Here is a 25,694-nt window from a genome sequence, read left to right on the forward strand (position 1 = left end):
CGAACTCGTTGTGCGCCGCGGGGCTCGCGTCGCTGCGGATCCGGACGCCCCCGGCCGCGTCCTCGTCGTTGGCCCACACATAACCGATCACCCGGTTCTCGGTGTCGGCCACGGCCAGATACCGGACCGGCTTGCCCGTGTGGCGGGCGTAACGCGGCGGCCCGCCCGTCACCACGAACGCCATGTCGGCCTCGAAGCGGGGGTTCTTCTTCGGTTGCGGTTCCATCAGCGTCCGTTCCTAACTACCCGGCAGTACTTCGCCGTAGATCTGATACTGACCGTTTTCGTCCTTGAAAGCCCGGGTGATTTTGTAACTCATCCCCCGACCGAGCAACAACTCCCGTTCGGTCACCCCGAAATCGCTGACCTTCTCGATCCAAGCACCGTGTGTGCCTTCGGGAACACGCAAACGCAGAATCGCGTCCTTTCCCTCGAAACTGGGCACCGGATGGTTTCCGAGCGAACTCGACGTGTATCCCTGATCGGTTATTTTCCGGCCGACGAGGTCCTCGACCCCGTCGAAATCTATGTGGCTGATTCCGGTGCCTCGTACCACCATGACATCCTCCGGAATCGGACTGCCCGCGAGCGCCCGGTCGACCTCGCCGATGTTGCGCAGTACCTCCGGGGTGCCGAAGTCGGCATTGCCACGCAGAAAACCGTTCATCTCCTGGTAGGTGGCTGAGCCGGGCGCGCCCGGGAAGGGCGGCTCCTTGCTGTAGTCCCGCAGGGCGTCCTTCGCCGACTCCGGAAGGTTCTCCACATAGTGATTCCACTGGTCCCGGCCGTAGGAGATCGCCGCGTCCGGATCCTTGAACGACACCGCGCCGTCCGCCAGCTCGGCGGCGCCCACCTCGTGGCGCTGTGCGTCGGTGAGGCCGTCCCAGACGTCGTCCGTGACGTGCGGGGAGTGCCGAAAGCCGCTCCCCGGCGTCCCGCCCTCGAGGTCGCCTATTCCCGGATAGCTCTCGTCAAGGAATTTCTGCGCCGCGGCCGGGTCCACCGCGTCCGCGTGGAGCGCGCGACCGGTCGGTGTCAGGTCCTCGCCGACCCGCATTCCCTTGGACGCCAGGTTCGAGGCGCCGGCCTCCAGCCCTTCCTTCAGCCCCAGGCGGACTCCGGTCCGCGCCAGTCCCGCGCCTTTTGTTCCGAGCAGTTCGGGCAGGAGTCTGCCGGTGAACTCGGAAGGGTCTTTCTTGAAACCGTCCACCGTCGCCTGGACGACGCGTTCGGGATGGGCGGCGGTGGAGACGAGGCCGGCCAGTGTCATGTTGACGTTCTGGATGTATTCGGCCGGATGCGTGAGGTTGTACGGGTCCGTGGGGTTGAGCCCGCGCACGAAGTTCAGCAGCCCCGCCGTGCCCTTGAGGGCTCCGCCGACGACATGCGTGAGCTCCGTGTTGTAGGCCTGATATCCGTCGATCAGGTCGTTGCCGAGCCGGTCCAGCGGCGGTGGTTCGGCGGGGGCGTGGGCGAGCGCCGCCTGGACCTGGGTCTGCGCCTCGCCGGCGATGAGATTGCGCTGCTTGCGGGCCTGGGCGAGTCTGGCCCGCGCCGCCCGCATCGCGTCGATTCCCGGATCGTGGAACGGCTCGGGCTGCGGTCCCGGATCCTGGTCGGCCTTGATCTTGGCGTTGTAGGCGTCGACCTTCTTGTTGTACGCCTCCACGGCGTCCACGGAGGCCTTCTTGCCCTTCTTGTACTGCTCGACGGCCTCCTGGGCCTGCCGCTGGGCCCACTCGACGGTGTCCGCGTAGGCGTCCAGCGCCACGCCGGCCGCCTCGCAGGCGTCGGCCGCGTGCAGCCACTTCATGGGATGCACGCCGAACTTCTCGCGGAAGGTGTCGCCGCCCACGCCCTTCCAGCCGGCCGAGTCGACCTTCTTCATGCCGACGCCGACCTTGTCGAACGCGGCCTGGAAGTCCTTGAGGTGCTTGGCGCTCGCCCGGATCTTCGCGGGGTTGCCGTGGACGAGTTCGTTCGCCTGCTCGGTCTGGCCGAGCTGTTGCTCCCCGGGGGTGGCGCCGAGGTCGGAGGCGAGTTCGTCGCCGAAGTCCTCCACCGCGTCGGCGGCGTCGTGCAGGCCTATGCGGTCGAGCCCGTCGCCGGCCTTGTCGGTGACGTAGTCGATGCCCTCGCCGAGCTTCTTCTTGCCCTCGTCGACGAGATTCTCGCCGTACTCCAGGCCGCTGTTCAGACCGCCCTTGATGTCGTCGACGATCCCCATCAGCCCGCCCCGCCCTGCTGCTGCGCGGCCTGGGCCGCCTGCGCGCGTTCCTCGGGCGAGGGGCCGAAGGTGTCGTCCAGCATCTTGTCGTACTCGGCGTCCGAGACCCCGAACGTGTCGTGCAGGTTCTCGGGGTTGAGCCCGAGAGGACCGACGGTCTTCGACGTCATCACATCGCGGCCGGCGTCCTTCCAGCCCTGCTTGATGTTCTCGCCCGCCCGGTCGAAGGACTCCTGGCTGTAGTCGACCTCCCCGCTGAAGACGCCGGAGGTGGCGATGTCGCCCCAGCCCATCCGGGTCACCTCGTCCTCGGAGGCGTACGGATTGCCGATGAGGGAGTTGGTGACCACCTTGAACGTGCCGCCGACGTATTCCTCGGTCTCGTGGAGGGTGCCGGCCGCGAGGCCGGTCTTGACGGCGAACCCGTTGCCCTCGTTGATCAGGGAACGCACCCCCCATTCCCAGCGCTCGCAGAACGAGCGGAAGGTCTCGGTCAGCCCGTCGTGCCCGAGGTCCAGCCCCGAGAGGGACAGATCGCCGAAGCCCCGCCCCGCACCGGCCATGCCGACCATGCCGAGTTCCTTGAGCTCGCCCAGCGCCTCGGTCAGACCCCTGGCGATCAGCTCCAGACCGACGGCCTTGAGGTCCGGCTCGCCGGCCCCGCTCATCGGCGGGCCGCCGTTCACGGGCACCCACGCGCCGTTCGCCGGCACGCCGCCGCCGATCAGTTGCTCCTCACCGCCGCTCACCGGGCACCCCCTGCTCACGATCCACGGCCACCTCGTCCGGTACGACGCCGGAGACAGGCGGGAACACCGCGCCGTCCGGGCCGTCCGCGCAGTCCAGCGCCACCCCGCACGGCATCCCTGCCGCAGGCACGGCCACGTCCAGCAGTCGGGAGCCGAGGATCGTCTGGTAGGCCCACTCGCGGTGGTACTCGCCCCGCGCCAGGGCGTACCGGGACAGCGCCTGTTCGTCGGAGAAGGCCAGGATGAACCGGACGCCGCCCAGGTCGGCGGTGAGCAGGCCCCGTTCGCTGTCGGGGCCGGGGCCGTCGCCCAGGGGGACCAGGACGGCCGTCCGGCGGAACTCCTCCAGAAGATCGGCGAACCACCGCCGCCGGGCCTCGGCCTCCGGGTCGTCCGCGGCCGCCGGTGCGGCCACAGGTTCCGGTGCGGCCACAGGTTCCGGCGCGGGCGGCGCCGCTCGTCCCTCGGACGGCTCCCGCGGCGGGGCCGTCATCTCCGCGTAGTCCTCGAGACGTGACCTGGGAACCCCGTTCCCGGGCGGACCGCTCGCCTTGCCCCCGTACTCAAACATGCCGTCGATTATGGCGAGGACCTGTCACCGGAGGTCGCTCCGGGGCGCGCGGGCACCCGGCTCGCACACACTCTCCACACCCTGCGTTTGACCTGCGTCACGTCCGGGGTATTGTCTCCGGCCCGATTGGCGGAGGGCGTGCCCCATATGGCAGACTGTCGGAGTTGCTCGGTCGAGTGTTGATGCTGTGCGCCTCCCGCCGGGAGGACCGGAAGCGAGTCCCACAGTACTCGTCGCCCTAACTGCCTGATGGCAGCGCTGGGGCGGACGTACGGGAATCTTTCGGGAAGTGCAGTGCGGCACCGGCCAGGCGCCCGGTGGGCCTTCCGCCCCCGGCTTGCGGTTCCGGTAGGGCCGTGTGCATTCCGCAGGGATGTTCGAACAAGGGGCATCTGTGTCAGCGGGAGAGCGACACGCCCGACCGCGTGGGTCGGAGGAGAAGGTGAAATGGAACATCGGGTTCCGGAGCGGACAAAGAGACAGGACTACTGAGTAGCCATGGCGGGACAGAAGATCCGCATCCGGCTCAAGGCCTACGACCACGAGGTCATCGACTCCTCGGCGAAGAAGATCGTCGAGACGGTGACCCGCACTGGTGCGTCGGTCGCGGGCCCGGTGCCGCTGCCCACTGAGAAGAACGTGTACTGCGTCATCAAGTCGCCGCACAAGTACAAGGACTCGCGCGAGCACTTCGAGATGCGCACGCACAAGCGCCTGATCGACATTCTCGACCCGACCCCCAAGACCGTTGACTCTCTGATGCGACTCGACCTCCCGGCCGGTGTCGACATCGAGATCAAGCTCTGAGGCCGGTGATCTGAGATATGACCAAGCAGATCAAGGGCATCCTGGGCGAGAAGCTCGGCATGACGCAGGTGTGGGACGAGAACAACCGCGTTGTTCCCGTCACCGTCGTCAAGGCCAGCCCCAACGTCGTGACCCAGGTCCGTACGAACGACAGCGACGGCTACGAGTCCGTCCAGATCGCCTTCGGCGAGATCGACCCGCGCAAGGTGAACAAGCCCCTCAAGGGCCACTTCGCCAAGGCCGACGTCACTCCCCGTCGCCACCTCGTCGAGATCCGCACCGCGGACGCCTCCGAGTACACGCTGGGCCAGGAGATCACCGCTGAGGTGTTCGAGGCCGGCGTGAAGGTCGACGTGACCGGCAAGAGCAAGGGCAAGGGCTTCGCCGGTGTCATGAAGCGTCACAACTTCAAGGGCCTCGGCGCCGGACACGGCACCCAGCGCAAGCACCGCTCGCCCGGTTCCATCGGTGGCTGCGCCACCCCGGGCCGCGTGTTCAAGGGCCTCCGCATGGCGGGTCGCATGGGCAACGAGCGTGTCACCACCCAGAACCTGACCGTCCACGCCGTTGACGCGGAGAAGGGTCTGCTGCTCATCAAGGGCGCCGTCCCCGGTCCGAACGGCGGCCTCGTCCTGGTCCGCACCGCGGCCAAGGGGGCCTGAGGTAACCGATGAGCACTGTTGACATCCTTTCGCCTGCCGGCGAGAAGACCGGTAGCGTCGAGCTCCCCGCGGAGATCTTCGGCGTGGAGAAGGTCAGCATCCCGCTGATCCACCAGGTCGTCGTCGCGCAGAACGCGGCTGCCCGTCAGGGCACGCACAAGACCAAGACCCGCGGCGAGGTTCGCGGTGGCGGTAAGAAGCCTTACCGCCAGAAGGGCACCGGCCGCGCCCGTCAGGGCTCGACCCGCGCCCCGCAGTTCGCCGGCGGTGGCGTCGTCCACGGCCCGCAGCCGCGTGACTACTCGCAGCGGACCCCGAAGAAGATGAAGGCTGCCGCTCTGCGTCACGCCCTCACCGACCGGGCCCGCCACAACCGCATTCACGTCGTCACCGGCGTGATCGAGGGCGAGACCCCCTCCACGAAGGCCGCTCGCACGCTGTTCGGCAAGATCTCGGAGCGCAAGAACCTGCTCCTGGTCGTCGACCGCGCCGACGAGGCCGCGTGGCTGTCCGCCCGCAACCTGCCCCAGGTGCACATCCTGGAGCCGGGCCAGCTGAACACGTACGACGTGATCGTCTCGGACGACGTGGTCTTCACCCAGGCCGCTCTGGAGTCCTTCGTGTCCGGCCCGAACAAGGCCAACGACACCGAAGGGAGTGACGCCTGATGGCTACGCGTCACCCGAGCATCGCCTCCAAGGCGGCCAAGGCCGCCAAGGCCGCGCGCGTCGCCAAGGCGAAGCGCCACGAGGCCGAGGGCAAGAACACCGTCGTCACCGCGCCCAGCAAGGCGTACACGGACCCCCGTGACGTCCTGCTGAAGCCGGTCGTGTCGGAGAAGAGCTACGCGCTCCTCGACGAGAACAAGTACACGTTCATCGTCGACCCCAACGCCAACAAGACCCAGATCAAGCAGGCCGTCCAGGCGGTCTTCTCGGTCAAGGTCACCGGGGTCAACACGATCAACCGCATCGGCAAGCGCAAGCGCACCAAGACCGGTTTCGGTCAGCGTGCCGGCACGAAGCGCGCGATCGTGACCCTTGCCGAGGGCGACCGTATCGACATCTTCGGCGGTCCGACCGCCTGATGGCGGTCCGGATCGTCCGATATCGGACGAGGACTGAATAATGGGAATCCGCAAGTACAAGCCGACTACGCCGGGCCGTCGTGGCTCCAGCGTCGCCGACTTCGTCGAGGTCACGCGGTCCACGCCGGAGAAGTCGCTGGTCCGCCCGCTGCACAGCAAGGGCGGCCGTAACAACGCCGGTCGTGTGACCGTTCGCCACCAGGGTGGCGGACACAAGCGCGCCTACCGAGTGATCGACTTCCGTCGTCACGACAAGGACGGCGTGCCGGCGAAGGTCGCGCACATCGAGTACGACCCCAACCGCACCGCGCGCATCGCGCTGCTGCACTACGCCGACGGCGAGAAGCGCTACATCCTCGCCCCGCGCAACCTGCAGCAGGGTGACCGCGTCGAGAACGGTCCCGGGGCCGACATCAAGCCGGGCAACAACCTGGCGATCCGCAACATCCCGGTCGGTACGACGCTTCACGCGATCGAGCTCCGTCCGGGTGGCGGCGCCAAGTTCGCCCGCTCCGCCGGCGCCTCCGTGCAGCTGCTCGCGAAGGAGGGCTCGATGGCCCACCTCCGCATGCCGTCCGGTGAGATCCGCCTGGTCGACCAGCGCTGCCGCGCCACGGTCGGCGAGGTCGGCAACGCCGAGCAGAGCAACATCAACTGGGGCAAGGCCGGCCGTAAGCGCTGGCTGGGCGTCCGCCCGACCGTCCGCGGTGTGGCGATGAACCCGGTTGACCACCCCCACGGTGGTGGTGAGGGCAAGACCTCCGGTGGTCGCCACCCGGTCAGCCCCTGGGGTCAGAAGGAAGGTCGTACTCGTTCGCCGAAGAAGGCTTCGAACAAGTACATCGTCCGCCGCCGCAAGACGAACAAGAAGCGCTAGGAGCGGGTTTAGATGCCGCGCAGTCTCAAGAAGGGGCCCTTCGTCGACGGACACCTCGTGAAGAAGGTGGACGCCCAGAACGAAGCCGGTTCCAAGAACGTCATCAAGACCTGGTCCCGTCGCTCGATGATCATCCCCAGCATGCTGGGTCACACGATCGCGGTGCACAACGGCAAGACCCACATTCCGGTGTTTGTCACCGAGTCGATGGTCGGCCACAAGCTCGGCGAGTTCTCGCCGACGCGCACCTTCCGGGGTCACGTCAAGGACGACCGGAAGTCGAAGCGCCGCTAACAGCGGGGTGGAATGACCATGACAGACACTGGAAGGACAACCATGGAAGCCAGGGCCCAGGCGCGGTACATCCGCGTCACGCCCATGAAGGCCCGCCGGGTGGTGGACCTTATCCGTGGCATGGACGCCACGGAGGCTCAGGCGGTCCTGCGTTTCGCCCCGCAGGCCGCGAGCGTGCCGGTCGGCAAGGTGCTGGACAGCGCCATCGCCAACGCCGCGCACAACTACGACCACACTGACGCCGACAGCCTCTTCATCTCCGAGGCCTACGTCGACGAGGGCCCGACCCTGAAGCGGTTCCGTCCGCGCGCCCAGGGCCGCGCCTACCGGATCCGCAAGCGGACCAGCCACATCACCGTGGTCGTCAGCAGCAAGGAAGGGACCCGGTAATGGGCCAGAAGGTTAACCCGCATGGGTTCCGGCTCGGCATCACCACGGACTTCAAGTCCCGTTGGTACGCCGACAAGTCGTACAAGGATTACGTCGGCGAGGACGTCGCCATCCGTCGGATGATGACGTCCGGCATGGAGCGCGCAGGCATCTCGAAGGTGGAGATCGAGCGCACCCGTGACCGCGTCCGCGTCGACATCCACACCGCGCGTCCGGGCATCGTCATCGGCCGCCGCGGCGCCGAGGCCGACCGTATCCGCGGCGACCTGGAGAAGCTGACCAAGAAGCAGGTCCAGCTGAACATCCTCGAGGTCAAGAACCCCGAGGTCGACGCTCAGCTGGTGGCTCAGGCCGTCGCCGAGCAGCTCTCCTCCCGCGTCTCCTTCCGTCGGGCCATGCGTAAGAGCATGCAGTCCGCCATGAAGGCCGGCGCCAAGGGCATCAAGATCCAGTGCGGTGGCCGCCTCGGCGGCGCCGAGATGTCCCGCTCGGAGTTCTACCGCGAGGGCCGCGTGCCCCTGCACACCCTCCGCGCGAACGTGGACTACGGCTTCTTCGAGGCCAAGACGACCTTCGGCCGCATCGGCGTGAAGGTCTGGATCTACAAGGGCGACGTCAAGAACATCGCCGAGGTCCGCGCCGAGAACGCCGCCGCCCGCGCCGGCAACCGTCCGGCTCGTGGCGGCGCCGACCGCCCGGCCGGCCGTGGTGGCCGCGGTGGCGAGCGTGGCGGTCGCGGTCGTAAGCCGCAGCAGGCTCCCGCTGCCGAGGCCCCCAAGGCCGAGGCTCCGGCGGCTGCCGCTCCGGCTGAGAGCACCGGAACGGAGGCCTGACCGACATGCTGATCCCCCGTAGGGTCAAGCACCGCAAGCAGCACCACCCGAAGCGCCGTGGTCAGGCCAAGGGCGGTACGACGGTCTCGTTCGGCGAGTACGGCATTCAGGCCCTCACGCCGGCGTACGTGACCAACCGCCAGATCGAGGCGGCCCGTATCGCGATGACCCGCCACATCAAGCGTGGCGGCAAGGTCTGGATCAACATCTACCCGGACCGCCCGCTCACGAAGAAGCCCGCCGAGACCCGCATGGGTTCCGGTAAGGGTTCTCCCGAGTGGTGGATCGCGAACGTGCACCCGGGACGGGTCATGTTCGAGCTGTCCTACCCCAACGAGAAGATCGCCCGTGAGGCCCTCACTCGCGCAGCCCACAAGCTGCCGATGAAGTGCCGGATCGTCAAGCGCGAGGCAGGTGAAGCGTGATGTCGGCCGGTACCAAGGCGTCCGAGCTGCGCGAACTGGGTGACGAGGAGCTTCTGGCGAAGCTCCGCGAAGCCAAGGAAGAGCTGTTCAACCTCCGCTTCCAGGCGGCGACGGGTCAGCTCGAGAACCACGGTCGGCTCAAGGCCGTCCGTAAGGACATCGCGCGGATCTACACCCTGATGCGTGAGCGCGAGCTGGGCATCGAGACGGTGGAGAGCGCCTGATGAGCGAGAGCAACGTGACTGAGAACACCGAGGCCCGTGGCTTCCGGAAGACCCGTGAGGGTCTGGTCGTCAGCGACAAGATGGACAAGACCGTCGTCGTCGCCGTCGAGGACCGTGTGAAGCACGCGCTGTACGGCAAGGTCATCCGCCGTACGAACAAGCTCAAGGCTCACGACGAGCAGAACGCCGCGGGCGTCGGCGACCGTGTCCTCCTCGCGGAGACCCGGCCGCTGTCCGCGACGAAGCGCTGGCGCGTCGTCGAGATCCTCGAGAAGGCCAAGTAATTCTCCTGCGGCCCTAATCACATAGGGGCCCCGCAGGACAGTTCCGCCAGGCTCGGCAGGGGCTCACCTCATGACGAGGCGGCCCCTGCCGGGAACCGGCAGACAAACAGGAGATAGACGTGATCCAGCAGGAGTCGCGACTGCGTGTCGCCGACAACACTGGTGCGAAGGAGATCCTTTGCATCCGTGTGCTCGGTGGCTCCGGTCGCCGCTACGCGGGCATCGGTGACGTCATCGTCGCCACCGTCAAGGACGCGATCCCCGGTGGCAACGTGAAGAAGGGTGACGTCGTCAAGGCGGTCATCGTTCGCACCGTCAAGGAGCGCCGCCGTCCGGACGGCTCGTACATCCGCTTCGACGAGAACGCCGCCGTCATTCTGAAGAACGACGGCGACCCTCGCGGCACCCGCATCTTCGGCCCGGTCGGGCGCGAGCTGCGCGAGAAGAAGTTCATGAAGATCATCTCGCTGGCTCCGGAGGTGCTGTAAGCATGAAGATCAAGAAGGGCGACCTGGTCCAGGTCATCACCGGTAAGGACAAGGGCAAGCAGGGCAAGGTCATCGCGGCCTTCCCCCGCGAGGACCGCGTCCTGGTCGAGGGTGTCAACCGGGTCAAGAAGCACACGAAGGCCGGTCCGACCGCCAAGGGCTCGCAGGCCGGCGGCATCGTGACCACCGAGGCCCCGATCCACGTGTCCAACGTTCAGCTGGTCGTGGAGAAGGACGGCAACAAGGTCGTCACGCGCGTCGGTTACCGCTTCGACGACGAGGGCAACAAGATCCGCGTTGCCAAGCGGACGGGTGAGGACATCTGATGGCTACCACCACCACTCCGCGTCTGAAGACGAAGTACCGCGAGGAGATCGCGGGCAAGCTGCGTGAGGAGTTCTCCTACGAGAACGTCATGCAGATCCCCGGCCTCGTGAAGATCGTGGTCAACATGGGTGTGGGCGACGCCGCCCGCGACTCCAAGCTGATCGAGGGCGCCATCCGCGACCTCACCACGATCACCGGTCAGAAGCCGGCCGTCACCAAGGCCCGCAAGTCCATCGCGCAGTTCAAGCTGCGTGAGGGTCAGCCGATCGGCGCCCACGTCACGCTTCGTGGCGACCGCATGTGGGAGTTCCTGGACCGCACCCTGTCGCTCGCGCTTCCGCGCATCCGCGACTTCCGTGGTCTGTCCCCCAAGCAGTTCGACGGCCGTGGCAACTACACCTTCGGTCTCACGGAGCAGGTCATGTTCCACGAGATCGACCAGGACAAGATCGACCGTGTCCGGGGTATGGACATCACCGTGGTCACCACGGCGACCAACGACGCTGAGGGCCGCGCGCTCCTTCGTCACCTCGGCTTCCCCTTCAAGGAGGCGTGAGCGAGATGGCGAAGAAGGCTCTGATCGCAAAGGCTGCTCGTAAGCCCAAGTTCGCTGTGCGCGCGTACAACCGCTGCCAGCGTTGCGGCCGTCCCCACTCCGTGTACCGCAAGTTCGGCCTCTGCCGTGTGTGCCTTCGTGAGATGGCTCACCGTGGCGAGCTGCCGGGCGTGACCAAGAGCTCCTGGTAAACCCCCTTTTTAGGGGTTCCAGAGGCTCTCGGTAAGCAATGGGCGTGTCAGGGGCCCATCCCTCCATGGCTTAGGCTGGGAGGGTTGGGCGCCCTGACGGTCGCCCGTACGACTTACTACGCCGTAGGTCCACCGCGCCGCACCCGTCCCGTCTCGGATCGGGGAGAGGGATGGCGCACCAGGAAACCCCGGCGAGAGAGGCCACAGGCCAATTCATGACCATGACTGATCCGATCGCAGACATGCTGACGCGTCTGCGGAACGCGAACTCGGCGTACCACGACTCCGTGACGATGCCGGCATCGAAGATCAAGTCTCACATCGCGGAGATCCTCCAGCAGGAGGGCTTCATCACGGGCTGGAAGGTCGAGGACGCCGAGGTCGGCAAGAACCTCACCCTCGAGCTCAAGTTCGGCCCGAACCGTGAGCGCTCCATCGCGGGCATCAAGCGGATCTCCAAGCCCGGTCTCCGGGTTTACGCGAAGTCCACCTCCCTGCCCAAGGTGCTCGGTGGCCTCGGCGTGGCGATCATCTCCACGTCGCACGGTCTCCTCACCGACAAGCAGGCCGGCAAGAAGGGCGTAGGCGGAGAAGTTCTCGCCTACGTCTGGTAGCGGAAGGGAACGGAGGAAACAGCTATGTCGCGCATTGGCAAGCTCCCCATCACGGTTCCCGCCGGAGTGGACGTCACCATCGACGGCCAGACGGTCTCGGTCAAGGGCCCCAAGGGCTCGCTGACCCACACCGTCGTTGCGCCGATCGAGATCGCCAAGGCTGAGGACGGCGTCCTGAACGTCACTCGCCCCAACGACGAGCGTCAGAGCAAGGCCCTGCACGGCCTGTCCCGCACGCTGGTGGCGAACATGATCACCGGCGTGACCGAGGGTTACGTGAAGAAGCTCGAGATCAGTGGTGTCGGTTACCGCGTGACCGCGAAGGGCTCGAACCTCGAGTTCGCGCTCGGTTACAGCCACCCGATCACCGTCGAGGCGCCCGAGGGCATCACCTTCAAGGTGGAGACCCCGACCCGCTTCCAGGTCGAGGGCATCGACAAGCAGAAGGTCGGCGAGGTTGCGGCCAACATCCGCAAGCTGCGCAAGCCCGACCCGTACAAGGCCAAGGGCGTCAAGTACGAGGGCGAAGTCATCCGCCGCAAGGTCGGAAAGGCGGGTAAGTAAGCCATGGCATACGGACAGAAGATCCTCAAGGGCGACGCTTACAAGCGTGCCGCGATCAAGCGTCGCCACATCCGGATCCGTAAGCACATCTCGGGTACGGCGGAGCGTCCGCGCCTGGTCGTGACGCGCTCCAACCGCCACATCGTGGCTCAGGTCATCGACGACATCAAGGGTCACACCCTGGCGTCGGCGTCGACCCTGGACACCACGATCCGCGGTGGTGAGGCCGACAAGTCCTCGCAGGCCAAGCAGGTCGGCGCCCTGGTCGCCGAGCGCGCCAAGGCCGCCGGTGTCGAGGCTGTCGTGTTCGACCGTGGTGGTAACCAGTACGCCGGGCGCATCGCCGCCCTGGCGGACGCCGCCCGCGAAGCCGGACTCAAGTTCTGAGTCGGTTCCGTAGCTAGCGGAAACAGAGAGAGGTAATTCCAATGGCTGGACCCCAGCGCCGCGGTGGCGGTGCCGGTGGCGGCGAGCGGCGGGACCGGAAGGGCCGTGACGGCGGCGCTGCTGCCGCCGAGAAGACCGCGTACGTTGAGCGCGTCGTCGCGATCAACCGTGTCGCCAAGGTTGTGAAGGGTGGTCGTCGCTTCAGCTTCACCGCGCTGGTCGTGGTGGGCGACGGTGACGGCACCGTGGGTGTCGGATACGGCAAGGCCAAGGAGGTGCCGGCCGCCATCGCCAAGGGCGTTGAGGAGGCCAAGAAGCACTTCTTCAAGGTCCCGCGCATCCAGGGCACCATCCCGCACCCGATCACGGGCGAGAAGGCCGCGGGCGTCGTCCTGCTCAAGCCTGCTTCCCCCGGTACCGGCGTCATCGCCGGCGGTCCGGTGCGTGCCGTGCTCGAGTGCGCCGGCGTGCACGACATCCTGTCGAAGTCGCTCGGCTCGTCGAACGCGATCAACATCGTGCACGCGACCGTGGAGGCCCTGAAGGGCCTGCAGCGTCCCGAGGAGATCGCGGCTCGCCGTGGTCTGCCCCTCGAGGACGTCGCTCCCGCGGCTCTGCTTCGTGCGCGTGCCGGGGCTGGTGCTGCGTAATGGCTCAGCTCAAGATCACGCAGACGAAGTCGTACATCGGCAGCAAGCAGAACCACCGTGACACCCTGCGTTCGCTCGGGCTCAAGCGCCTGAACGACGTGGTCGTCAAGGAGGACCGCCCCGAGTTCCGCGGCATGGTGCACACCGTCCGCCACCTCGTGACGGTCGAGGAGGTCGACTGATCATGGCGGAGAACAACCCGCTCAAGATCCACAACCTCCGTCCCGCCCCGGGCGCCAAGACCGCCAAGACCCGTGTGGGTCGTGGTGAGGCGTCGAAGGGTAAGACGGCCGGTCGTGGTACCAAGGGCACGAAGGCCCGCTACCAGGTTCCGGAGCGCTTCGAGGGTGGCCAGATGCCCCTCCACATGCGTCTTCCGAAGCTGAAGGGCTTCAAGAACCCGTTCAAGACCGAGTTCCAGGTCGTGAACCTCGAGAAGCTGGCCGCGCTGTACCCGGAGGGTGGCGAGGTCACCGTCGAGGGTCTCGTCGCCAAGGGCGCCGTGCGCAAGAACAGCCTCGTCAAGGTCCTGGGCCAGGGCGAGATCTCCGTGGCGCTGCAGGTGACGGTCGACGCCGTCTCCGGCTCCGCCAAGGAGAAGATCACCGCCGCCGGCGGTACCGTCACCGAGCTCATCTGATCACCTCAGGCGTCTCGATGACTTGATCGATCCCGACCGGGGATACCCCACAAATGGGGTATCCCCGGTTGGTCGTTCCTAGGGCAGGTGTGTCGCGGGTATGGTGACCAGCACTGCCCACTTTTCACAAGGTTCCCTCAAGAGGGCACCTTGAGCGGCAGTCGACCGTTACTCATGTCGTTGTCGTAAGTCGTTGTTCCTTATTGGACCCTCAAGACCGTCACCCTTGACGCAGATGCGCGGGGGTCGCAGGAGGCACCGTGCTCACCGCGTTCGCCCGGGCGTTCAGGACGCCCGACCTGCGCAAGAAGCTGCTCTTCACGCTCGGGATCATCGTCGTCTACCGGGTCGGCACGCACATCCCGATCCCCGGCGTCGACTACACCTCCGTTCAGCGCTGTGTGGACGAAGCTTCCGGCCAGCAGGGAATCTTCGGTCTGGTGAACATGTTCAGCGGCGGCGCGCTGCTGCAGATCACCATCTTCGCGCTGGGGATCATGCCGTACATCACGGCGAGCATCATTCTCCAGCTGCTGACCGTGGTCATCCCGCGCCTGGAAGCCCTGAAGAAGGAGGGCCAGGCCGGCACCGCGAAGATCACGCAGTACACGCGGTACCTCACGGTGGCCCTCGCCATCCTGCAGGGCACGGGCCTGGTGGCCACCGCCCGCAGCGGCGCCCTGTTCTCCGGCTGCTCGGTCGCCTCGAGCATCGTCCCGGACCGTGCGATCTTCACCACGATCGTGATGGTCGTCTGCATGACCGCCGGCACCGCCATGGTCATGTGGCTCGGTGAGCTCATCACCGACCGCGGCATCGGCAACGGCATGTCGATCCTGATGTTCATCTCGATCGCCGCGACGTTCCCCTCCGCGCTGTGGGCCATCAAGAAGCAGGGCACGCTGGCGGACGGCTGGATCGAGTTCGGCACCGTCGTCCTGGTCGGCCTGGTCATGGTCGGCCTGGTGGTCTTCGTCGAGCAGGCCCAGCGCCGCATCCCCGTGCAGTACGCGAAGCGCATGATCGGCCGCCGGTCCTACGGCGGCACCTCGACGTACATCCCGCTCAAGGTGAACCAGGCCGGTGTGATCCCGGTCATCTTCGCCTCGTCGCTGCTGTACATCCCGGCCCTGGTCGCCCAGTTCTCCAGCGGGACGTCCAGCTGGAAGACGTGGATCGAGACCAACCTGACCAAGGGCGATCACCCGATCTACATCGTCACGTACTTCCTGCTGATCGTCTTCTTCGCGTTCTTCTACGTGGCTATCTCCTTCAACCCCGAGGAAGTAGCCGACAACATGAAGAAGTATGGTGGCTTCATCCCGGGCATCCGGGCTGGTCGGCCGACCGCTGAGTACCTGTCGTACGTGCTCAACCGGATCACCTGGCCGGGTTCGCTGTATCTGGGTCTGATCGCTCTCGTACCGACGATGGCGTTGGTTGGTTTCAATGCGAACCAGAACTTCCCGTTCGGCGGGACCAGCATCCTGATCATCGTGGGTGTGGGTCTCGAGACGGTGAAGCAGATCGAGAGCCAGCTCCAGCAGCGCAATTACGAAGGGTTCCTCCGCTGATGCGTATCGTCCTCGTCGGGCCGCCGGGTGCCGGTAAGGGAACGCAGGCCGCGTTCCTGGCCAGGAACCTGTCGATCCCGCACATCTCCACGGGCGACCTCTTCCGGGCCAACATCAGCCAGCAGACGGAGCTCGGCAAGCTCGCGAAGTCCTACATGGACGCGGGCAACCTGGTGCCGGACGAGGTCACGATCGCGATGGCCAAGGACCGCATGGAGCAGCCGGACGCCGAGGGCGGTTTCCTGCTGGACGGCTTCCCGCGCAACGTGTCCCAGGCCGAGGCGCTGGACGAGGTGCTGCAGAGCGAGAGCATGAAGCTGGACGCGGTGCTGGACCTGGAAGTCCCCGAGGAAGAGGTCGTCAAGCGGATCGCCGGGCGGCGGGTCTGCCGCAAGGACTCCAGCCATGTCTTCCACGCCACCTACAGCCCGCCGAAGAGCGAGGGCGTCTGCGACGTCTGCGGCGGTCAGCTGTACCAGCGGGACGACGACTCCGAGGAGACGGTCCGGACCCGGCTGGAGGTCTACCACACGCAGACCGAGCCGATCATCGACTACTACAAGGCGCAGGGCCTGGTCGTCACCATCTCCGCGCTGGGCAAGGTCGACGAGGTCACGTCCCGCGCCATGGACGCCCTCCGGCGCGACGAGGACGGCAAGTAGAGGCGTTCGAAGCACAGCGGGGAAGCCCCCATCGTCCACCAGGGCGATGGGGGCTTCTCTGCTTCGGCGAGCCGGGCGCGGTGCGCGCGCGCCGCGGACGAGGGTTTCCGGCGCTTCGGCGTACGTCAGTGCGTACGCGTATTCTGGTGTGCCGCGATACCAGTGGCCCAGGAGGCGCAGACCGTCATGGTGCAGATCAAGACCCCCGAGCAGATCGCCAAGATGCGGGCGGCGGGGCTTGTCGTCGCCGCCATCCACGCGGCGACGCGGGAAGCGGCGGTGCCCGGGGCGACCACGAAGGACCTCGACGACGTCGCCCGCAAGGTGCTGGCGGAGAACGGCGCGAAGTCGAACTTCCTGGGATACGGCGGTTTCCCGGCGACGATCTGCACCTCGGTGAACGACGTGGTGGTCCACGGCATCCCGTCCGACGAGGTCGTCCTGAAGGACGGCGACATCATCTCCATCGACTGCGGCGCGATCGTGGACGGCTGGCACGGCGACGCCGCGTTCACGGCTTTCGTGGGCGGCGGTCACGCCCCGGAGCTGGTCGAGCTGTCGCGGGTCACCGAGGAGTCGATGTGGGCGGGGATCGCCGCGATGAAGCCGGGCAACCGCCTGGTGGACGTCTCGCGCGCGATCGAGACCTACATCCGCCGTCAGCCCAAGCCCGGCGGCGGCCGCTACGGCATCGTCGAGGACTACGGCGGCCACGGCATCGGCACCGAGATGCACATGGACCCGCACCTGCTGAACTACGTCGACCGCCGGCGGGGCAAGGGGCCGAAGCTGGTGCCGGGCTTCTGCCTCGCCATCGAGCCGATGGTGTCCCTCGGCACCCCGCGCACCGAGGTGCTCGAGGACGACTGGACGGTCATCACGACGGACGGCACCTGGTCCTCCCACTGGGAGCACTCGGTGGCGCTGACGGAGGCGGGCCCGCTGGTGCTGACCGCTCCCGACGGGGGCCGGGCGAAGCTGGCAGAGCACGGGATCGAGGCCGCCCCGGATCCGCTCGCCTAGGCCGGAGGGCGGGCCGTGTCGCTTAAGGATCTCCCCGGTGGGGCAGACTTCTCGATTCGTGTTTCCGTCGGGCCTGACGTAGACTGACGCGTCGACTCTCGTGCACCCGCATGTCCGCATGCACCCCGCAAGGGAAGGGTGGAGGAGTCGATCAAGGTAGTCGATTCGAAGGGCGAAGCGTGGCCAAGAAGCAAGGTGCCATCGAGATCGAGGGCACTGTCGTCGAGTCTCTTCCGAACGCCATGTTCAAGGTCGAGCTCCAGAACGGCCACCAGGTCCTGGCACACATCAGCGGCAAGATGCGTATGCACTACATCCGTATCCTCCCTGACGACCGGGTCGTGGTGGAGCTGTCTCCGTACGACCTGACGCGTGGCCGGATCGTCTACCGCTACAAGTAGATCTTGCCCAGGCTCCGTGCGCTCTCCCGCGCGCGGGGTTGCCGGCAACTGACCCGGAGAACCTCACATCCCATGAAGGTCAAGCCGAGCGTCAAGAAGATCTGCGACAAGTGCAGGGTGATCCGCCGTCACGGTCGGGTCATGGTCATTTGCGAGAACCCGCGCCACAAGCAGCGCCAGGGCTGATCGCTCAGGGATCACACCCTCTGCACCACATCGCAGAGACTTCGCGCGACGCGAGCTGAATATGTTCATACGCAGGGCCCGGGCGGTCGTACCGCCTGACACCCCCGGTTCGGAGGCCGGGGACCCAGTCCGTACCAAATCTTCCGCAGTGAAGAGGACGGCGGCTGGGAGTCGGTCCTGTGGCAGACCTCCGAAGATCAAACTGGAGCCATTGAATGGCACGCGTTTCCGGTGTTGACATCCCGCGCGAAAAGCGTGTGGAGGTCGCCCTCACCTACGTGTTCGGCATCGGCCGGACCCTTTCCCAGGAGACGCTGGCAGCGACCGGCGTCGACCCGAACACCCGCGTTCGCGACCTCTCCGAGGAGCAGCTCGTCGCGATCCGCGAGTACGTGGACGCCAACATCAAGACCGAGGGTGACCTCCGTCGCGAGATCCAGGCCGACATCCGCCGCAAGGTCGAGATCGGCTGCTACCAGGGTCTCCGTCACCGTCGCGGTCTGCCGGTCCGCGGTCAGCGCACCAGCACGAACGCTCGTACCCGCAAGGGCCCGCGTCGCGCCATCGCCGGCAAGAAGAAGCCGGGCAAGAAGTAGTCCTCAGCGGACCACGCTTCATCAGCGGTCTTCGCTGTAGGACCGACCACCTCCCCGTAGGAGTTTGTAGATGCCCCCCAAGGGTCGTCAGGGCGCTGCCAAGAAGGTGCGCCGCAAGGAAAAGAAGAACGTCGCACACGGCCAGGCGCACATCAAGAGCACGTTCAACAACACGATCGTGTCCATCACGGACCCGGCCGGAAACGTGATCTCCTGGGCCTCCGCCGGCCACGTCGGCTTCAAGGGCTCGCGCAAGTCCACGCCGTTCGCCGCGCAGATGGCCGCCGAGTCGGCTGCCCGTCGCGCGCAGGAGCACGGCATGCGCAAGGTCGACGTCTTCGTCAAGGGCCCGGGCGCCGGTCGTGAGACCGCCATCCGCTCCCTGCAGGCCACGGGCCTCGAGGTCGGCTCCATCCAGGACGTCACCCCGACCCCCCACAACGGCTGCCGTCCGCCGAAGCGCCGCCGCGTCTGACGCACGGTCGTCGCAGGTTTTCTCGGGTTTCGGGCGGCACGTCCTGTTCCAGGCGTGCCGCCCGTACCCTTGCAGTACCGAGTCGGGCGTCAAATAGCGGGCGCCCCTGACTGAAGGATCTCTCCATGCTGATCGCTCAGCGTCCCTCGTTGACCGAAGAGGTCGTCGACGAATTCCGCTCCCGGTTCGTGATCGAGCCGCTGGAGCCGGGCTTCGGCTACACCCTCGGCAACTCCCTCCGCCGGACCCTCCTGTCGTCGATCCCGGGTGCGGCGGTCACGTCCATCCGCATCGACGGCGTGCTGCACGAGTTCACCACCGTGCCGGGCGTCAAGGAGGACGTCACCGACCTGATCCTCAACATCAAGCAGCTGGTCGTCTCCTCGGAGCACGACGAGCCGGTCGTGATGTACCTGCGCAAGCAGGGCCCGGGTCTGGTCACCGCCGCCGACATCGCGCCCCCGGCCGGTGTCGAGGTGCACAACCCCGACCTCGTCCTCGCCACGCTCAACGGCAAGGGCAAGCTGGAGATGGAGCTGACCGTTGAGCGCGGTCGCGGTTACGTCTCCGCCGTGCAGAACAAGCAGGTGGGCCAGGAGATCGGCCGTATCCCGGTCGACTCGATCTACTCGCCGGTTCTCAAGGTCACGTACAAGGTCGAGGCGACGCGTGTCGAGCAGCGCACCGACTTCGACAAGCTGATCGTCGACGTCGAGACCAAGCAGGCGATGCGTCCCCGCGACGCCATGGCCTCCGCCGGTAAGACGCTGGTCGAGCTCTTCGGTCTCGCCCGTGAGCTCAACATCGACGCCGAGGGCATCGACATGGGCCCGTCCCCGACGGACGCCGCCCTCGCCGCTGATCTCGCCCTGCCGATCGAGGAGCTCGAGCTCACCGTTCGGTCGTACAACTGCCTCAAGCGTGAGGGCATCCACTCCGTGGGTGAGCTCGTGGCGCGTTCCGAGGCCGACCTGCTCGACATCCGCAACTTCGGTGCGAAGTCGATCGACGAGGTCAAGGCGAAGCTGGCCGGCATGGGCCTGGCCCTCAAGGACAGCCCGCCCGGATTCGACCCGACCGCCGCCGCCGACGCCTTCGGCGCCGACGACGACGCGGACGCGGGCTTCGTGGAGACCGAGCAGTACTAAGAGCTCGGGCCATTCGGTTCGATCTTGGGTGCGGGTGCGCTGTGCTTGATCGCGCAGTTCCCCGCGCCCCTTCCGGGCGACGGCCCCTTCGGGGCCTGTCGTCCGGATCTTCGACAGACGACCGTCTGCTCGGATACTGACCCCGGTACCTGGTACGGCCGGGGCAGACACCTAGGAGAAACACCATGCCGAAGCCCACCAAGGGCGCCCGTATGGGCGGCAGCGCCGCGCACGAGAAGATCCTCCTCGCGAACCTCGCGAAGGCGCTTTTCGAGCACGGCCGCATCACCACCACCGAGGCGAAGGCGCGCAAGCTGCGTCCGTACGCCGAGCGTCTGGTCACCAAGGCGAAGAAGGGCGACCTTCACAACCGCCGTCAGGTGCTCCAGGTCATCACGGACAAGAGCATCGTGCACACGCTCTTCACCGAGATCGGCCCGCGCTACGAGAACCGCCCCGGTGGCTACACCCGCATCACCAAGATCGGTAACCGTCGTGGCGACAACGCGCCCATGGCCGTCATCGAGCTGGTCGAGGCGCTGACCGTCGCGCAGCAGGCGACGGGCGAGGCCGAGGCCGCCACGAAGCGCGCGGTCAAGGAGTCCGAGGCGGCCAAGGTCGAGGAGACCCCGGCCGACGAGGCTCCCGCCGAGGAGTCGAAGGACGCGTAAGCGTTCTGCCGGGGCTGTGCGTTCGCGGCTGCGGGTTCGCCGTGGCCGCTCGCGCAGTTCCCCGCGCCCCCCTGGGGCGATTGCGGGTCCGCTTCTTTCGAGGAGCGGGCCCGCTTTTGTGCTGCTGAGAGGATCTGAACGTGAGTGACGAAGCACAGCCCGGGTTCGTGCGGGTGCGGCTGGACCTTGCCTACGACGGCAGCGAGTTCTCCGGGTGGGCCAAGCAGGCCGGGGGACGGCGGACCGTGCAGGGGGAGATCGAGGACGCGCTGCGGACCGTCACCCGCTCGGGCGGGACGACGTACGAGCTGACCGTGGCCGGGCGCACCGACGCCGGGGTGCACGCGCGGGGTCAGGTCGCCCATGTCGACCTGCCGGAGGCGGTGTGGCGTGAGCACCACGAGAAGCTGCTCAAGCGGCTCGCCGGGCGCTTGCCGAAGGACGTGCGGGTGTGGGCCCTGCGAGAGGCGCCGAGCGGGTTCAACGCGCGGTTCTCGGCGATCTGGCGGCGGTACGCCTACCGGGTCACCGACAATCCGGGAGGCGTCGATCCGCTGCTGCGGGGGCACGTCCTGTGGCACGACTGGCCGCTCGACGTGGACGCCATGAACGAGGCGGCCCGGCAGCTGCTCGGCGAGCACGACTTCGCCGCGTACTGCAAGAAGCGTGAGGGGGCGACGACCATCCGCACGCTCCAGGAGCTGAGTCTGACGAAGGGCGACGACGGGATCGTCACCGCCACCGTCCGGGCCGACGCCTTCTGCCACAACATGGTGCGTTCGCTGATCGGGGCGCTGCTGTTCGTGGGGGACGGGCACCGGGGGCCGGAGTGGCCCGCCAAGGTGCTCGCCGCCGGCGTCCGGGACTCGGCCGTGCACGTCGTGCGGCCGCACGGGCTGACGCTGGAGGAGGTCGGCTACCCGGCGGACGGGCTGCTCGCCGCGCGCAGCAAGGAGGCGCGCAACCGGCGGACCCTGCCCGCTGCCGGGTGCTGCTGACCCGGCCCTGCGCCCGCGCCCGCGGGCGGCCCGGGCCGGCCGGTCAGCTCTCGGCGGCCGCCGACGCCTGGGTCTCGCCGCGGCGGCGGAGCTGCTGGAACGCGAACTCGGCCAGGTCGTCGCCGGTGGTGAAGACGGCGGTGTCCTTGGTGGTGACGTCCTTGCCGTTCGCGAAGCCGGTGATCGTGAAGTAGGCGTACCGGCCGTAGGAGTTGGTCGTGGAGCGGCAGATCGCGCCGTTGCAGAAGGCCTTGACGCCCCCGCCGGCGAGGGCCTTGACGATGCTCTTGCCGTCGGACTGGCTCTTGACCTTGGAGGCCTGTGCCTCGGTGTCGAAGACGGCCACGCCGACCGTGACCGCAATGCCGTCCCTGACGTAGGTGACGCGCATCATGCGGGTGCAGCCGTTGGCGGCGAGGACCTTGCCCAGGGTGCCCGCGGCGCCCGTGGCGCACGAGGTGCTGTCGGCCTTCGCGCCCTTCTTGTACACGGCGGAGCCCATGGTCAGCTGCTTGCCGGGGAAGAGCAGGTCCGGGCCGTTGGGGGCGGTGTCCTTGGCCTTGCTGGAGACGAACTCCTTCGGGTCCAGCGGGGGCGGTGCGCTGGTCGGCGCGAACGACGGGGCGGTGGACGCGCTCGGCAGGTCGGCGGTCGCGGGCAGCGAGGACGTGGGCCGGTTCGCCTTGTCGTCGTTCGCCGACACCACGCCCATGGCGACGGCGGTGCCGATGCCGAGCGTGGCGAGCGCGCCGCCGCCTATGAACAGCAGCCGGCGGCGTTTGTTGCGCGTCTCGGACGCCTCGGCGAGCGCGGCCCAGTCCGGGGTGCTGCCGTCATCGCCGGCGCCCCACGGCTGCTGGGAGTTCGGTTTCCACGGATCCCACTGGGACTGAGGTCCCCCCTGCCCATAGCTCATGGGGCGCATCTTAGACGGGGTGCGGGGTGTGCTGTTCCGTGCCGAGGGGCCCCGGAAGCGGGTGGATTCCGGGGTCGGGGGCGGGCAAACGCGACATCTCCGGGTGCTTGGTGCGGCGTTCTCCCAGGCCGCTCTCCGGCATGTGGCACGGGCCACTCCGCAGGGGCGTTCCCTGGGCGTCCATGGGCGTTCCAGGGTCTTTCCGGGCGCGATCCCGGGGTCTGCGGGGGGTCTGAGGGGGGTCTTCGGGGGGTGTTTCCCGCGCCGATCGGGCTCGTTTTGACCCCGCCATGGAGACGCGGGTATCCTGCATCTTCGTTGTGTATTGGCGCGCTCTTCTCACGGGACGGGCCCTTACACCGGTCCACCGGGCCGATGACCAGCGACCAGCACGCGGTTTGCGTCACCGCAGTGCGGTCTGGGCTGTCGTGATCGTCTTCGGTGACCTTGTCAGGACCAATTCACTGAAGAAGCGAAGGCTACGAACCGTGCGTACGTACAGCCCCAAGCCCGGCGATGTGACGCGCCAGTGGCACGTCATCGACGCTCAGGACATCGTCCTGGGCCGTCTCGCCACCACTGCCGCGTCCCTCCTCCGGGGCAAGCACAAGCCGATCTACGCGCCCCACGTCGACACCGGTGACTTCGTCATCATCATCAACGCCGACAAGGTGCACCTCTCCGGCAACAAGCGGACCCAGAAGATGGCGTACCGCCACTCCGGCTACCCGGGCGGTCTGCGCTCCGTGCGCTACGACGACCTGCTCGCGAACAACCCCGAGAAGGCCGTCGAGAAGGCCGTCAAGGGCATGCTCCCCAAGAACACGCTGGGCCGTCAGATGCTCTCGAAGCTGAAGGTCTACAAGGGTGACGTGCACCCGCACGCGGCGCAGCAGCCCGTGCCGTTCGAGATCACCCAGGTCGCGCAGTAATTCCGGCCACACCCCTAGCTGAAAAGAACTGAGGAGAACCGTGGCCGAGACCACTGCCGAGCAGCCGCTCGAAGAGACCGAGCTCGTCGACATCGAGAGCTACACCACCGAGTCCGAGGTCCCCGTCGAGGGTGAGTACACCTCGGAGTCCCTGGCCTCCCGCTTCGGCGAGGCCCAGCCGGCGGCCGGCCTGGGCCGTCGCAAGAACGCCATCGCCCGCGTCCGGATCGTCCCGGGCTCCGGCAAGTGGAAGATCAACGGGCGCACGCTCGAGGACTACTTCCCGAACAAGGTGCACCAGCAGGAAGTCAACGAGCCCTTCAAGGTGCTCGAGCTCGACAACCGCTACGACGTCATCGCCCGTATCTCGGGTGGCGGTGTCTCCGGTCAGGCCGGTGCGCTCCGTCTCGGTGTCGCCCGCGCGCTGAACGAGGCCGACGTCGACAACAACCGCGGCGCCCTCAAGAAGGCCGGCTTCCTCACGCGTGACGACCGCGCGGTCGAGCGCAAGAAGGCCGGTCTCAAGAAGGCCCGCAAGGCCCCGCAGTACAGCAAGCGCTAAGCTTCGCTGCCTGCTCGTACGTATCCCGGAGCGGGTCTTCTCGCCTCACTCGTACGTACTCCGAACGCCCCGGCGGCACGCCACAGTGTCGTCGGGGCGTTCGTTTTATCGCAGTCGTGGGCGTATAACGGCACAAGGTGCTCAAAGGCTTGTGCGATGGGATGCCCGCGGCATCCAATGCCTGGATGCGGGAGCGGCCGCGGGCCGGCTGACCGGCGACCGGGCCCGCACGGCCTGTGAAACTGACGCTTCCTCAGGAGGACAAGTGGGACGACTCTTCGGCACGGACGGCGTGCGCGGTGTCGCCAACGCGGATCTGACGGCGGAGATGGCCCTCGGCCTGTCCGTCGCGGCGGCGCACGTGCTGGCCGAGGCGGGCACCTTCGCGGGTCACCGGCCGGTGGCCGTCGTCGGACGGGACCCGCGCGCGTCCGGGGAGTTCCTGGAAGCCGCCGTGGTGGCGGGTCTGGCGAGCGCGGGCGTGGACGTGCTGAAGGTCGGCGTGCTGCCGACGCCGGCGGTCGCGTACCTCACCGGCGTGCTCGGCGCGGACCTCGGCGTGATGCTCTCGGCCAGCCACAACGCGATGCCCGACAACGGCGTCAAGTTCTTCGCCCGCGGCGGTCACAAGCTCGCCGACGAGCTCGAGGACGCCATCGAGACCGTCTACGAGGAGCACCGCACCGGCGCGCCCTGGGACCGGCCGACCGGCGCCGGCGTCGGTCGCGTGCGCAGCTACGACGAGGGGTTCGACCGGTACGTCGCCCACCTCATCGCCGTCCTGCCCAACCGGCTCGACGGGCTGCGGATCGTCCTCGACGAGGCGCACGGCGCTGCGGCGCGGGTGTCGCCCGAGGCGTTCACCCGGGCCGGCGCGGAGATCGTGACCATCGGGGCCGAGCCGGACGGGCTCAACATCAACGACGGCTGCGGGTCGACCCACCTGGACAAGCTGAAGGCCGCGGTCATCGAGCACGGCGCCGCCCTCGGCATCGCGCACGACGGTGACGCGGACCGGTGCCTCGCCGTGGACCACACGGGTGAGGAGATCGACGGCGACCAGATCCTCGCCGTGCTGGCGCTGTCCATGCGGGAGCGGGGCGTGCTGCGCTCGGACACCGTCGTCGCGACCGTCATGTCCAACCTGGGCTTCAAGCTGGCCATGGAACGCGAGGGGATCCACCTCGTGCAGGCCGCGGTCGGCGACCGGTATGTGCTCGAGGAGATGAAGCAGCACGGGTACGCGCTCGGCGGCGAGCAGTCCGGGCACGTGATCATCCTCGACCACGCGACGACCGGCGACGGCACGCTGACCGGGCTGATGCTGGCGGCTCGCGTCGCGCAGACGGGGCGGTCTCTGCGTGAGCTGGCCTCCGTGATGGAGCGGCTGCCGCAGGTGCTGATCAATGTGCCGGACGTCGACAGGTCCCGGGTCGGGGACTCGGCCGAGCTGGCGACTGCCGTCGGTGAGGCGGAGCGGGAACTCGGCTCCACCGGGCGGGTGTTGCTGCGGCCTTCCGGGACCGAGCCGCTGGTTCGGGTGATGGTCGAGGCGGCGGACATCGATCAGGCGCGGGCGGTCGCGGGGCGGCTGGCGGATGTGGTGAAGTCCGCGCTGGGCTAGCCGGGGGCGGGCCGGGGCAACTGCGTAGTTCCCCGCGCCCCTGAGGGGTGGGTTCTGTGTGTGGTGGGGTGCGGGTGCG

General features: G+C 67.5%; 38 protein-coding genes. 34 read left to right on the top strand and 4 right to left on the bottom strand.

What is annotated here, in order from left to right:
* Positions 1–238: 238 nt before the first annotated feature.
* Genes ABT300_RS00620 through ABT300_RS00630 form a run of 3 tightly spaced genes read right to left on the bottom strand, consistent with a single transcriptional unit; the run spans position 239 to position 3,547 of the window.
* The gene (locus ABT300_RS00620) at positions 239–2,227 is read right to left on the bottom strand and encodes a putative T7SS-secreted protein (RefSeq protein ID WP_351669983.1); all 1,989 of its coding nucleotides are present in this window, start codon (positions 2,225–2,227) and stop codon (positions 239–241) included.
* Positions 2,227–2,994, bottom strand: coding sequence for a hypothetical protein (locus ABT300_RS00625; RefSeq protein ID WP_351669986.1), 768 nt, complete (start codon positions 2,992–2,994; stop codon positions 2,227–2,229). Before ABT300_RS00625 ends, ABT300_RS00620 begins: the two co-directional genes overlap by 1 nt.
* Positions 2,963–3,547, bottom strand: coding sequence for a hypothetical protein (locus ABT300_RS00630; RefSeq protein WP_351669989.1), 585 nt, complete (start codon positions 3,545–3,547; stop codon positions 2,963–2,965). Before ABT300_RS00630 ends, ABT300_RS00625 begins: the two co-directional genes overlap by 32 nt.
* Positions 3,548–4,045: 498 nt before the next feature.
* Here ABT300_RS00630 and rpsJ point away from each other — a divergent pair, with 498 nt between their 5' ends.
* From rpsJ to truA, 31 genes are all read left to right on the top strand, one after another.
* Entirely contained in the window at positions 4,046–4,354 is a 309-nt protein-coding gene (gene rpsJ / locus ABT300_RS00635) for a 30S ribosomal protein S10 (RefSeq protein WP_003948644.1), read from the top strand.
* A 17-nt stretch (positions 4,355–4,371) separates the two neighbouring features.
* The gene (rplC, locus tag ABT300_RS00640; protein ID WP_057584680.1) at positions 4,372–5,016 is read left to right on the top strand and encodes a 50S ribosomal protein L3; all 645 of its coding nucleotides are present in this window, start codon (positions 4,372–4,374) and stop codon (positions 5,014–5,016) included.
* Between the two features lie 8 nt (positions 5,017–5,024).
* The gene (gene rplD, locus ABT300_RS00645) at positions 5,025–5,684 is read left to right on the top strand and encodes a 50S ribosomal protein L4 (RefSeq protein ID WP_334577817.1); all 660 of its coding nucleotides are present in this window, start codon (positions 5,025–5,027) and stop codon (positions 5,682–5,684) included.
* Positions 5,684–6,103: a 50S ribosomal protein L23 gene (gene rplW / locus ABT300_RS00650; RefSeq protein WP_057584678.1), complete on the top strand. Its 420-nt coding sequence runs from the start codon at positions 5,684–5,686 to the stop codon at positions 6,101–6,103. Before rplD ends, rplW begins: the two co-directional genes overlap by 1 nt.
* A gap of 40 nt (positions 6,104–6,143) precedes the next feature.
* Positions 6,144–6,980, top strand: a complete 837-nt coding sequence (rplB, locus tag ABT300_RS00655) for a 50S ribosomal protein L2 (protein ID WP_351669995.1) — start codon at positions 6,144–6,146, stop codon at positions 6,978–6,980.
* A 12-nt stretch (positions 6,981–6,992) separates the two neighbouring features.
* On the top strand, positions 6,993–7,274 hold the full coding sequence (rpsS, locus tag ABT300_RS00660; RefSeq protein WP_018528354.1) for a 30S ribosomal protein S19: 282 nt from the start codon (positions 6,993–6,995) through the stop codon (positions 7,272–7,274).
* 42 nt (positions 7,275–7,316) lie between these two features.
* Positions 7,317–7,664 carry a 50S ribosomal protein L22 gene (rplV, locus tag ABT300_RS00665; protein ID WP_003974262.1) on the top strand — a complete coding sequence of 116 codons (348 nt, stop codon included), beginning with the start codon at positions 7,317–7,319 and terminating at the stop codon, positions 7,662–7,664.
* Positions 7,664–8,497 (top strand): 30S ribosomal protein S3, encoded by an 834-nt coding sequence (gene rpsC / locus ABT300_RS00670; RefSeq protein ID WP_351669999.1) that lies wholly within the window; start codon positions 7,664–7,666, stop codon positions 8,495–8,497. Before rplV ends, rpsC begins: the two co-directional genes overlap by 1 nt.
* Positions 8,498–8,502: 5 nt before the next feature.
* Positions 8,503–8,922 (top strand): 50S ribosomal protein L16, encoded by a 420-nt coding sequence (gene rplP / locus ABT300_RS00675; RefSeq protein WP_006140905.1) that lies wholly within the window; start codon positions 8,503–8,505, stop codon positions 8,920–8,922.
* Positions 8,922–9,146: a 50S ribosomal protein L29 gene (rpmC, locus tag ABT300_RS00680; RefSeq protein ID WP_003998824.1), complete on the top strand. Its 225-nt coding sequence runs from the start codon at positions 8,922–8,924 to the stop codon at positions 9,144–9,146. The genes rplP and rpmC overlap by 1 nt, the downstream gene beginning before the upstream one ends.
* Positions 9,146–9,430: a 30S ribosomal protein S17 gene (gene rpsQ, locus ABT300_RS00685; protein ID WP_152888004.1), complete on the top strand. Its 285-nt coding sequence runs from the start codon at positions 9,146–9,148 to the stop codon at positions 9,428–9,430. The genes rpmC and rpsQ overlap by 1 nt, the downstream gene beginning before the upstream one ends.
* Positions 9,431–9,549: 119 nt before the next feature.
* Positions 9,550–9,918: a 50S ribosomal protein L14 gene (gene rplN / locus ABT300_RS00690; RefSeq protein ID WP_003998823.1), complete on the top strand. Its 369-nt coding sequence runs from the start codon at positions 9,550–9,552 to the stop codon at positions 9,916–9,918.
* 2 nt (positions 9,919–9,920) lie between these two features.
* A complete protein-coding gene (rplX, locus tag ABT300_RS00695) occupies positions 9,921–10,244 on the top strand; it encodes a 50S ribosomal protein L24 (RefSeq protein WP_030039760.1) in 324 nt (107 codons plus the stop codon).
* Entirely contained in the window at positions 10,244–10,801 is a 558-nt protein-coding gene (gene rplE, locus ABT300_RS00700) for a 50S ribosomal protein L5 (RefSeq protein ID WP_030788262.1), read from the top strand. Before rplX ends, rplE begins: the two co-directional genes overlap by 1 nt.
* A gap of 5 nt (positions 10,802–10,806) precedes the next feature.
* Positions 10,807–10,992 carry a type Z 30S ribosomal protein S14 gene (locus ABT300_RS00705; RefSeq protein WP_030890724.1) on the top strand — a complete coding sequence of 62 codons (186 nt, stop codon included), beginning with the start codon at positions 10,807–10,809 and terminating at the stop codon, positions 10,990–10,992.
* Positions 10,993–11,207: 215 nt separating this feature from the next.
* Complete coding sequence (rpsH, locus tag ABT300_RS00710; protein ID WP_030788259.1) at positions 11,208–11,606, top strand: 30S ribosomal protein S8; 399 nt, start codon at positions 11,208–11,210, stop codon at positions 11,604–11,606.
* 24 nt (positions 11,607–11,630) lie between these two features.
* The gene (gene rplF / locus ABT300_RS00715; RefSeq protein WP_319192016.1) at positions 11,631–12,170 is read left to right on the top strand and encodes a 50S ribosomal protein L6; all 540 of its coding nucleotides are present in this window, start codon (positions 11,631–11,633) and stop codon (positions 12,168–12,170) included.
* Between the two features lie 3 nt (positions 12,171–12,173).
* Positions 12,174–12,557, top strand: coding sequence for a 50S ribosomal protein L18 (gene rplR / locus ABT300_RS00720; protein WP_057584673.1), 384 nt, complete (start codon positions 12,174–12,176; stop codon positions 12,555–12,557).
* Between the two features lie 41 nt (positions 12,558–12,598).
* The gene (gene rpsE, locus ABT300_RS00725) at positions 12,599–13,207 is read left to right on the top strand and encodes a 30S ribosomal protein S5 (RefSeq protein ID WP_013001409.1); all 609 of its coding nucleotides are present in this window, start codon (positions 12,599–12,601) and stop codon (positions 13,205–13,207) included.
* On the top strand, positions 13,207–13,389 hold the full coding sequence (gene rpmD, locus ABT300_RS00730; protein ID WP_030788246.1) for a 50S ribosomal protein L30: 183 nt from the start codon (positions 13,207–13,209) through the stop codon (positions 13,387–13,389). Before rpsE ends, rpmD begins: the two co-directional genes overlap by 1 nt.
* A gap of 2 nt (positions 13,390–13,391) precedes the next feature.
* The gene (rplO, locus tag ABT300_RS00735) at positions 13,392–13,847 is read left to right on the top strand and encodes a 50S ribosomal protein L15 (protein WP_319164309.1); all 456 of its coding nucleotides are present in this window, start codon (positions 13,392–13,394) and stop codon (positions 13,845–13,847) included.
* A gap of 260 nt (positions 13,848–14,107) precedes the next feature.
* Entirely contained in the window at positions 14,108–15,421 is a 1,314-nt protein-coding gene (secY, locus tag ABT300_RS00740) for a preprotein translocase subunit SecY (RefSeq protein WP_351670009.1), read from the top strand.
* Positions 15,421–16,083, top strand: coding sequence for an adenylate kinase (locus ABT300_RS00745; protein ID WP_351670012.1), 663 nt, complete (start codon positions 15,421–15,423; stop codon positions 16,081–16,083). The genes secY and ABT300_RS00745 overlap by 1 nt, the downstream gene beginning before the upstream one ends.
* A 186-nt stretch (positions 16,084–16,269) precedes the next feature.
* Positions 16,270–17,106: a type I methionyl aminopeptidase gene (gene map, locus ABT300_RS00750; protein WP_351670015.1), complete on the top strand. Its 837-nt coding sequence runs from the start codon at positions 16,270–16,272 to the stop codon at positions 17,104–17,106.
* A gap of 179 nt (positions 17,107–17,285) precedes the next feature.
* A complete protein-coding gene (infA, locus tag ABT300_RS00755; RefSeq protein WP_003948620.1) occupies positions 17,286–17,507 on the top strand; it encodes a translation initiation factor IF-1 in 222 nt (73 codons plus the stop codon).
* A 72-nt stretch (positions 17,508–17,579) separates the two neighbouring features.
* A complete protein-coding gene (gene rpmJ / locus ABT300_RS00760; protein ID WP_003998809.1) occupies positions 17,580–17,693 on the top strand; it encodes a 50S ribosomal protein L36 in 114 nt (37 codons plus the stop codon).
* 215 nt (positions 17,694–17,908) lie between these two features.
* A complete protein-coding gene (gene rpsM / locus ABT300_RS00765; RefSeq protein ID WP_020132619.1) occupies positions 17,909–18,289 on the top strand; it encodes a 30S ribosomal protein S13 in 381 nt (126 codons plus the stop codon).
* 70 nt (positions 18,290–18,359) lie between these two features.
* Positions 18,360–18,764 (top strand): 30S ribosomal protein S11, encoded by a 405-nt coding sequence (gene rpsK / locus ABT300_RS00770; RefSeq protein ID WP_010354218.1) that lies wholly within the window; start codon positions 18,360–18,362, stop codon positions 18,762–18,764.
* Between the two features lie 125 nt (positions 18,765–18,889).
* A complete protein-coding gene (locus tag ABT300_RS00775) occupies positions 18,890–19,912 on the top strand; it encodes a DNA-directed RNA polymerase subunit alpha (protein ID WP_003966937.1) in 1,023 nt (340 codons plus the stop codon).
* Between the two features lie 185 nt (positions 19,913–20,097).
* The gene (rplQ, locus tag ABT300_RS00780; protein ID WP_319277126.1) at positions 20,098–20,583 is read left to right on the top strand and encodes a 50S ribosomal protein L17; all 486 of its coding nucleotides are present in this window, start codon (positions 20,098–20,100) and stop codon (positions 20,581–20,583) included.
* A gap of 140 nt (positions 20,584–20,723) precedes the next feature.
* Entirely contained in the window at positions 20,724–21,581 is an 858-nt protein-coding gene (truA, locus tag ABT300_RS00785) for a tRNA pseudouridine(38-40) synthase TruA (RefSeq protein ID WP_351670018.1), read from the top strand.
* A gap of 43 nt (positions 21,582–21,624) precedes the next feature.
* On the opposite strand, the gene ABT300_RS00790 is transcribed toward truA, so the two are convergent.
* A complete protein-coding gene (locus tag ABT300_RS00790; RefSeq protein WP_351670021.1) occupies positions 21,625–22,497 on the bottom strand; it encodes a hypothetical protein in 873 nt (290 codons plus the stop codon).
* A 488-nt stretch (positions 22,498–22,985) separates the two neighbouring features.
* Here ABT300_RS00790 and rplM point away from each other — a divergent pair, with 488 nt between their 5' ends.
* The 3 genes from rplM to glmM all read left to right on the top strand — a co-directional run bounded on the left by rplM (position 22,986) and on the right by glmM (position 25,615).
* A complete protein-coding gene (gene rplM / locus ABT300_RS00795; protein WP_020132189.1) occupies positions 22,986–23,429 on the top strand; it encodes a 50S ribosomal protein L13 in 444 nt (147 codons plus the stop codon).
* Between the two features lie 40 nt (positions 23,430–23,469).
* Entirely contained in the window at positions 23,470–23,991 is a 522-nt protein-coding gene (gene rpsI / locus ABT300_RS00800; RefSeq protein ID WP_107442401.1) for a 30S ribosomal protein S9, read from the top strand.
* Positions 23,992–24,256: 265 nt separating this feature from the next.
* Positions 24,257–25,615, top strand: a complete 1,359-nt coding sequence (glmM, locus tag ABT300_RS00805; protein WP_351670024.1) for a phosphoglucosamine mutase — start codon at positions 24,257–24,259, stop codon at positions 25,613–25,615.
* The last annotated feature ends 79 nt before the right edge of the window (positions 25,616–25,694 follow it).

Origin of the sequence: Streptomyces sp. NPDC001027, from assembly GCF_040299045.1 — a bacterium.
GTDB lineage: Bacteria > Actinomycetota > Actinomycetes > Streptomycetales > Streptomycetaceae > Streptomyces.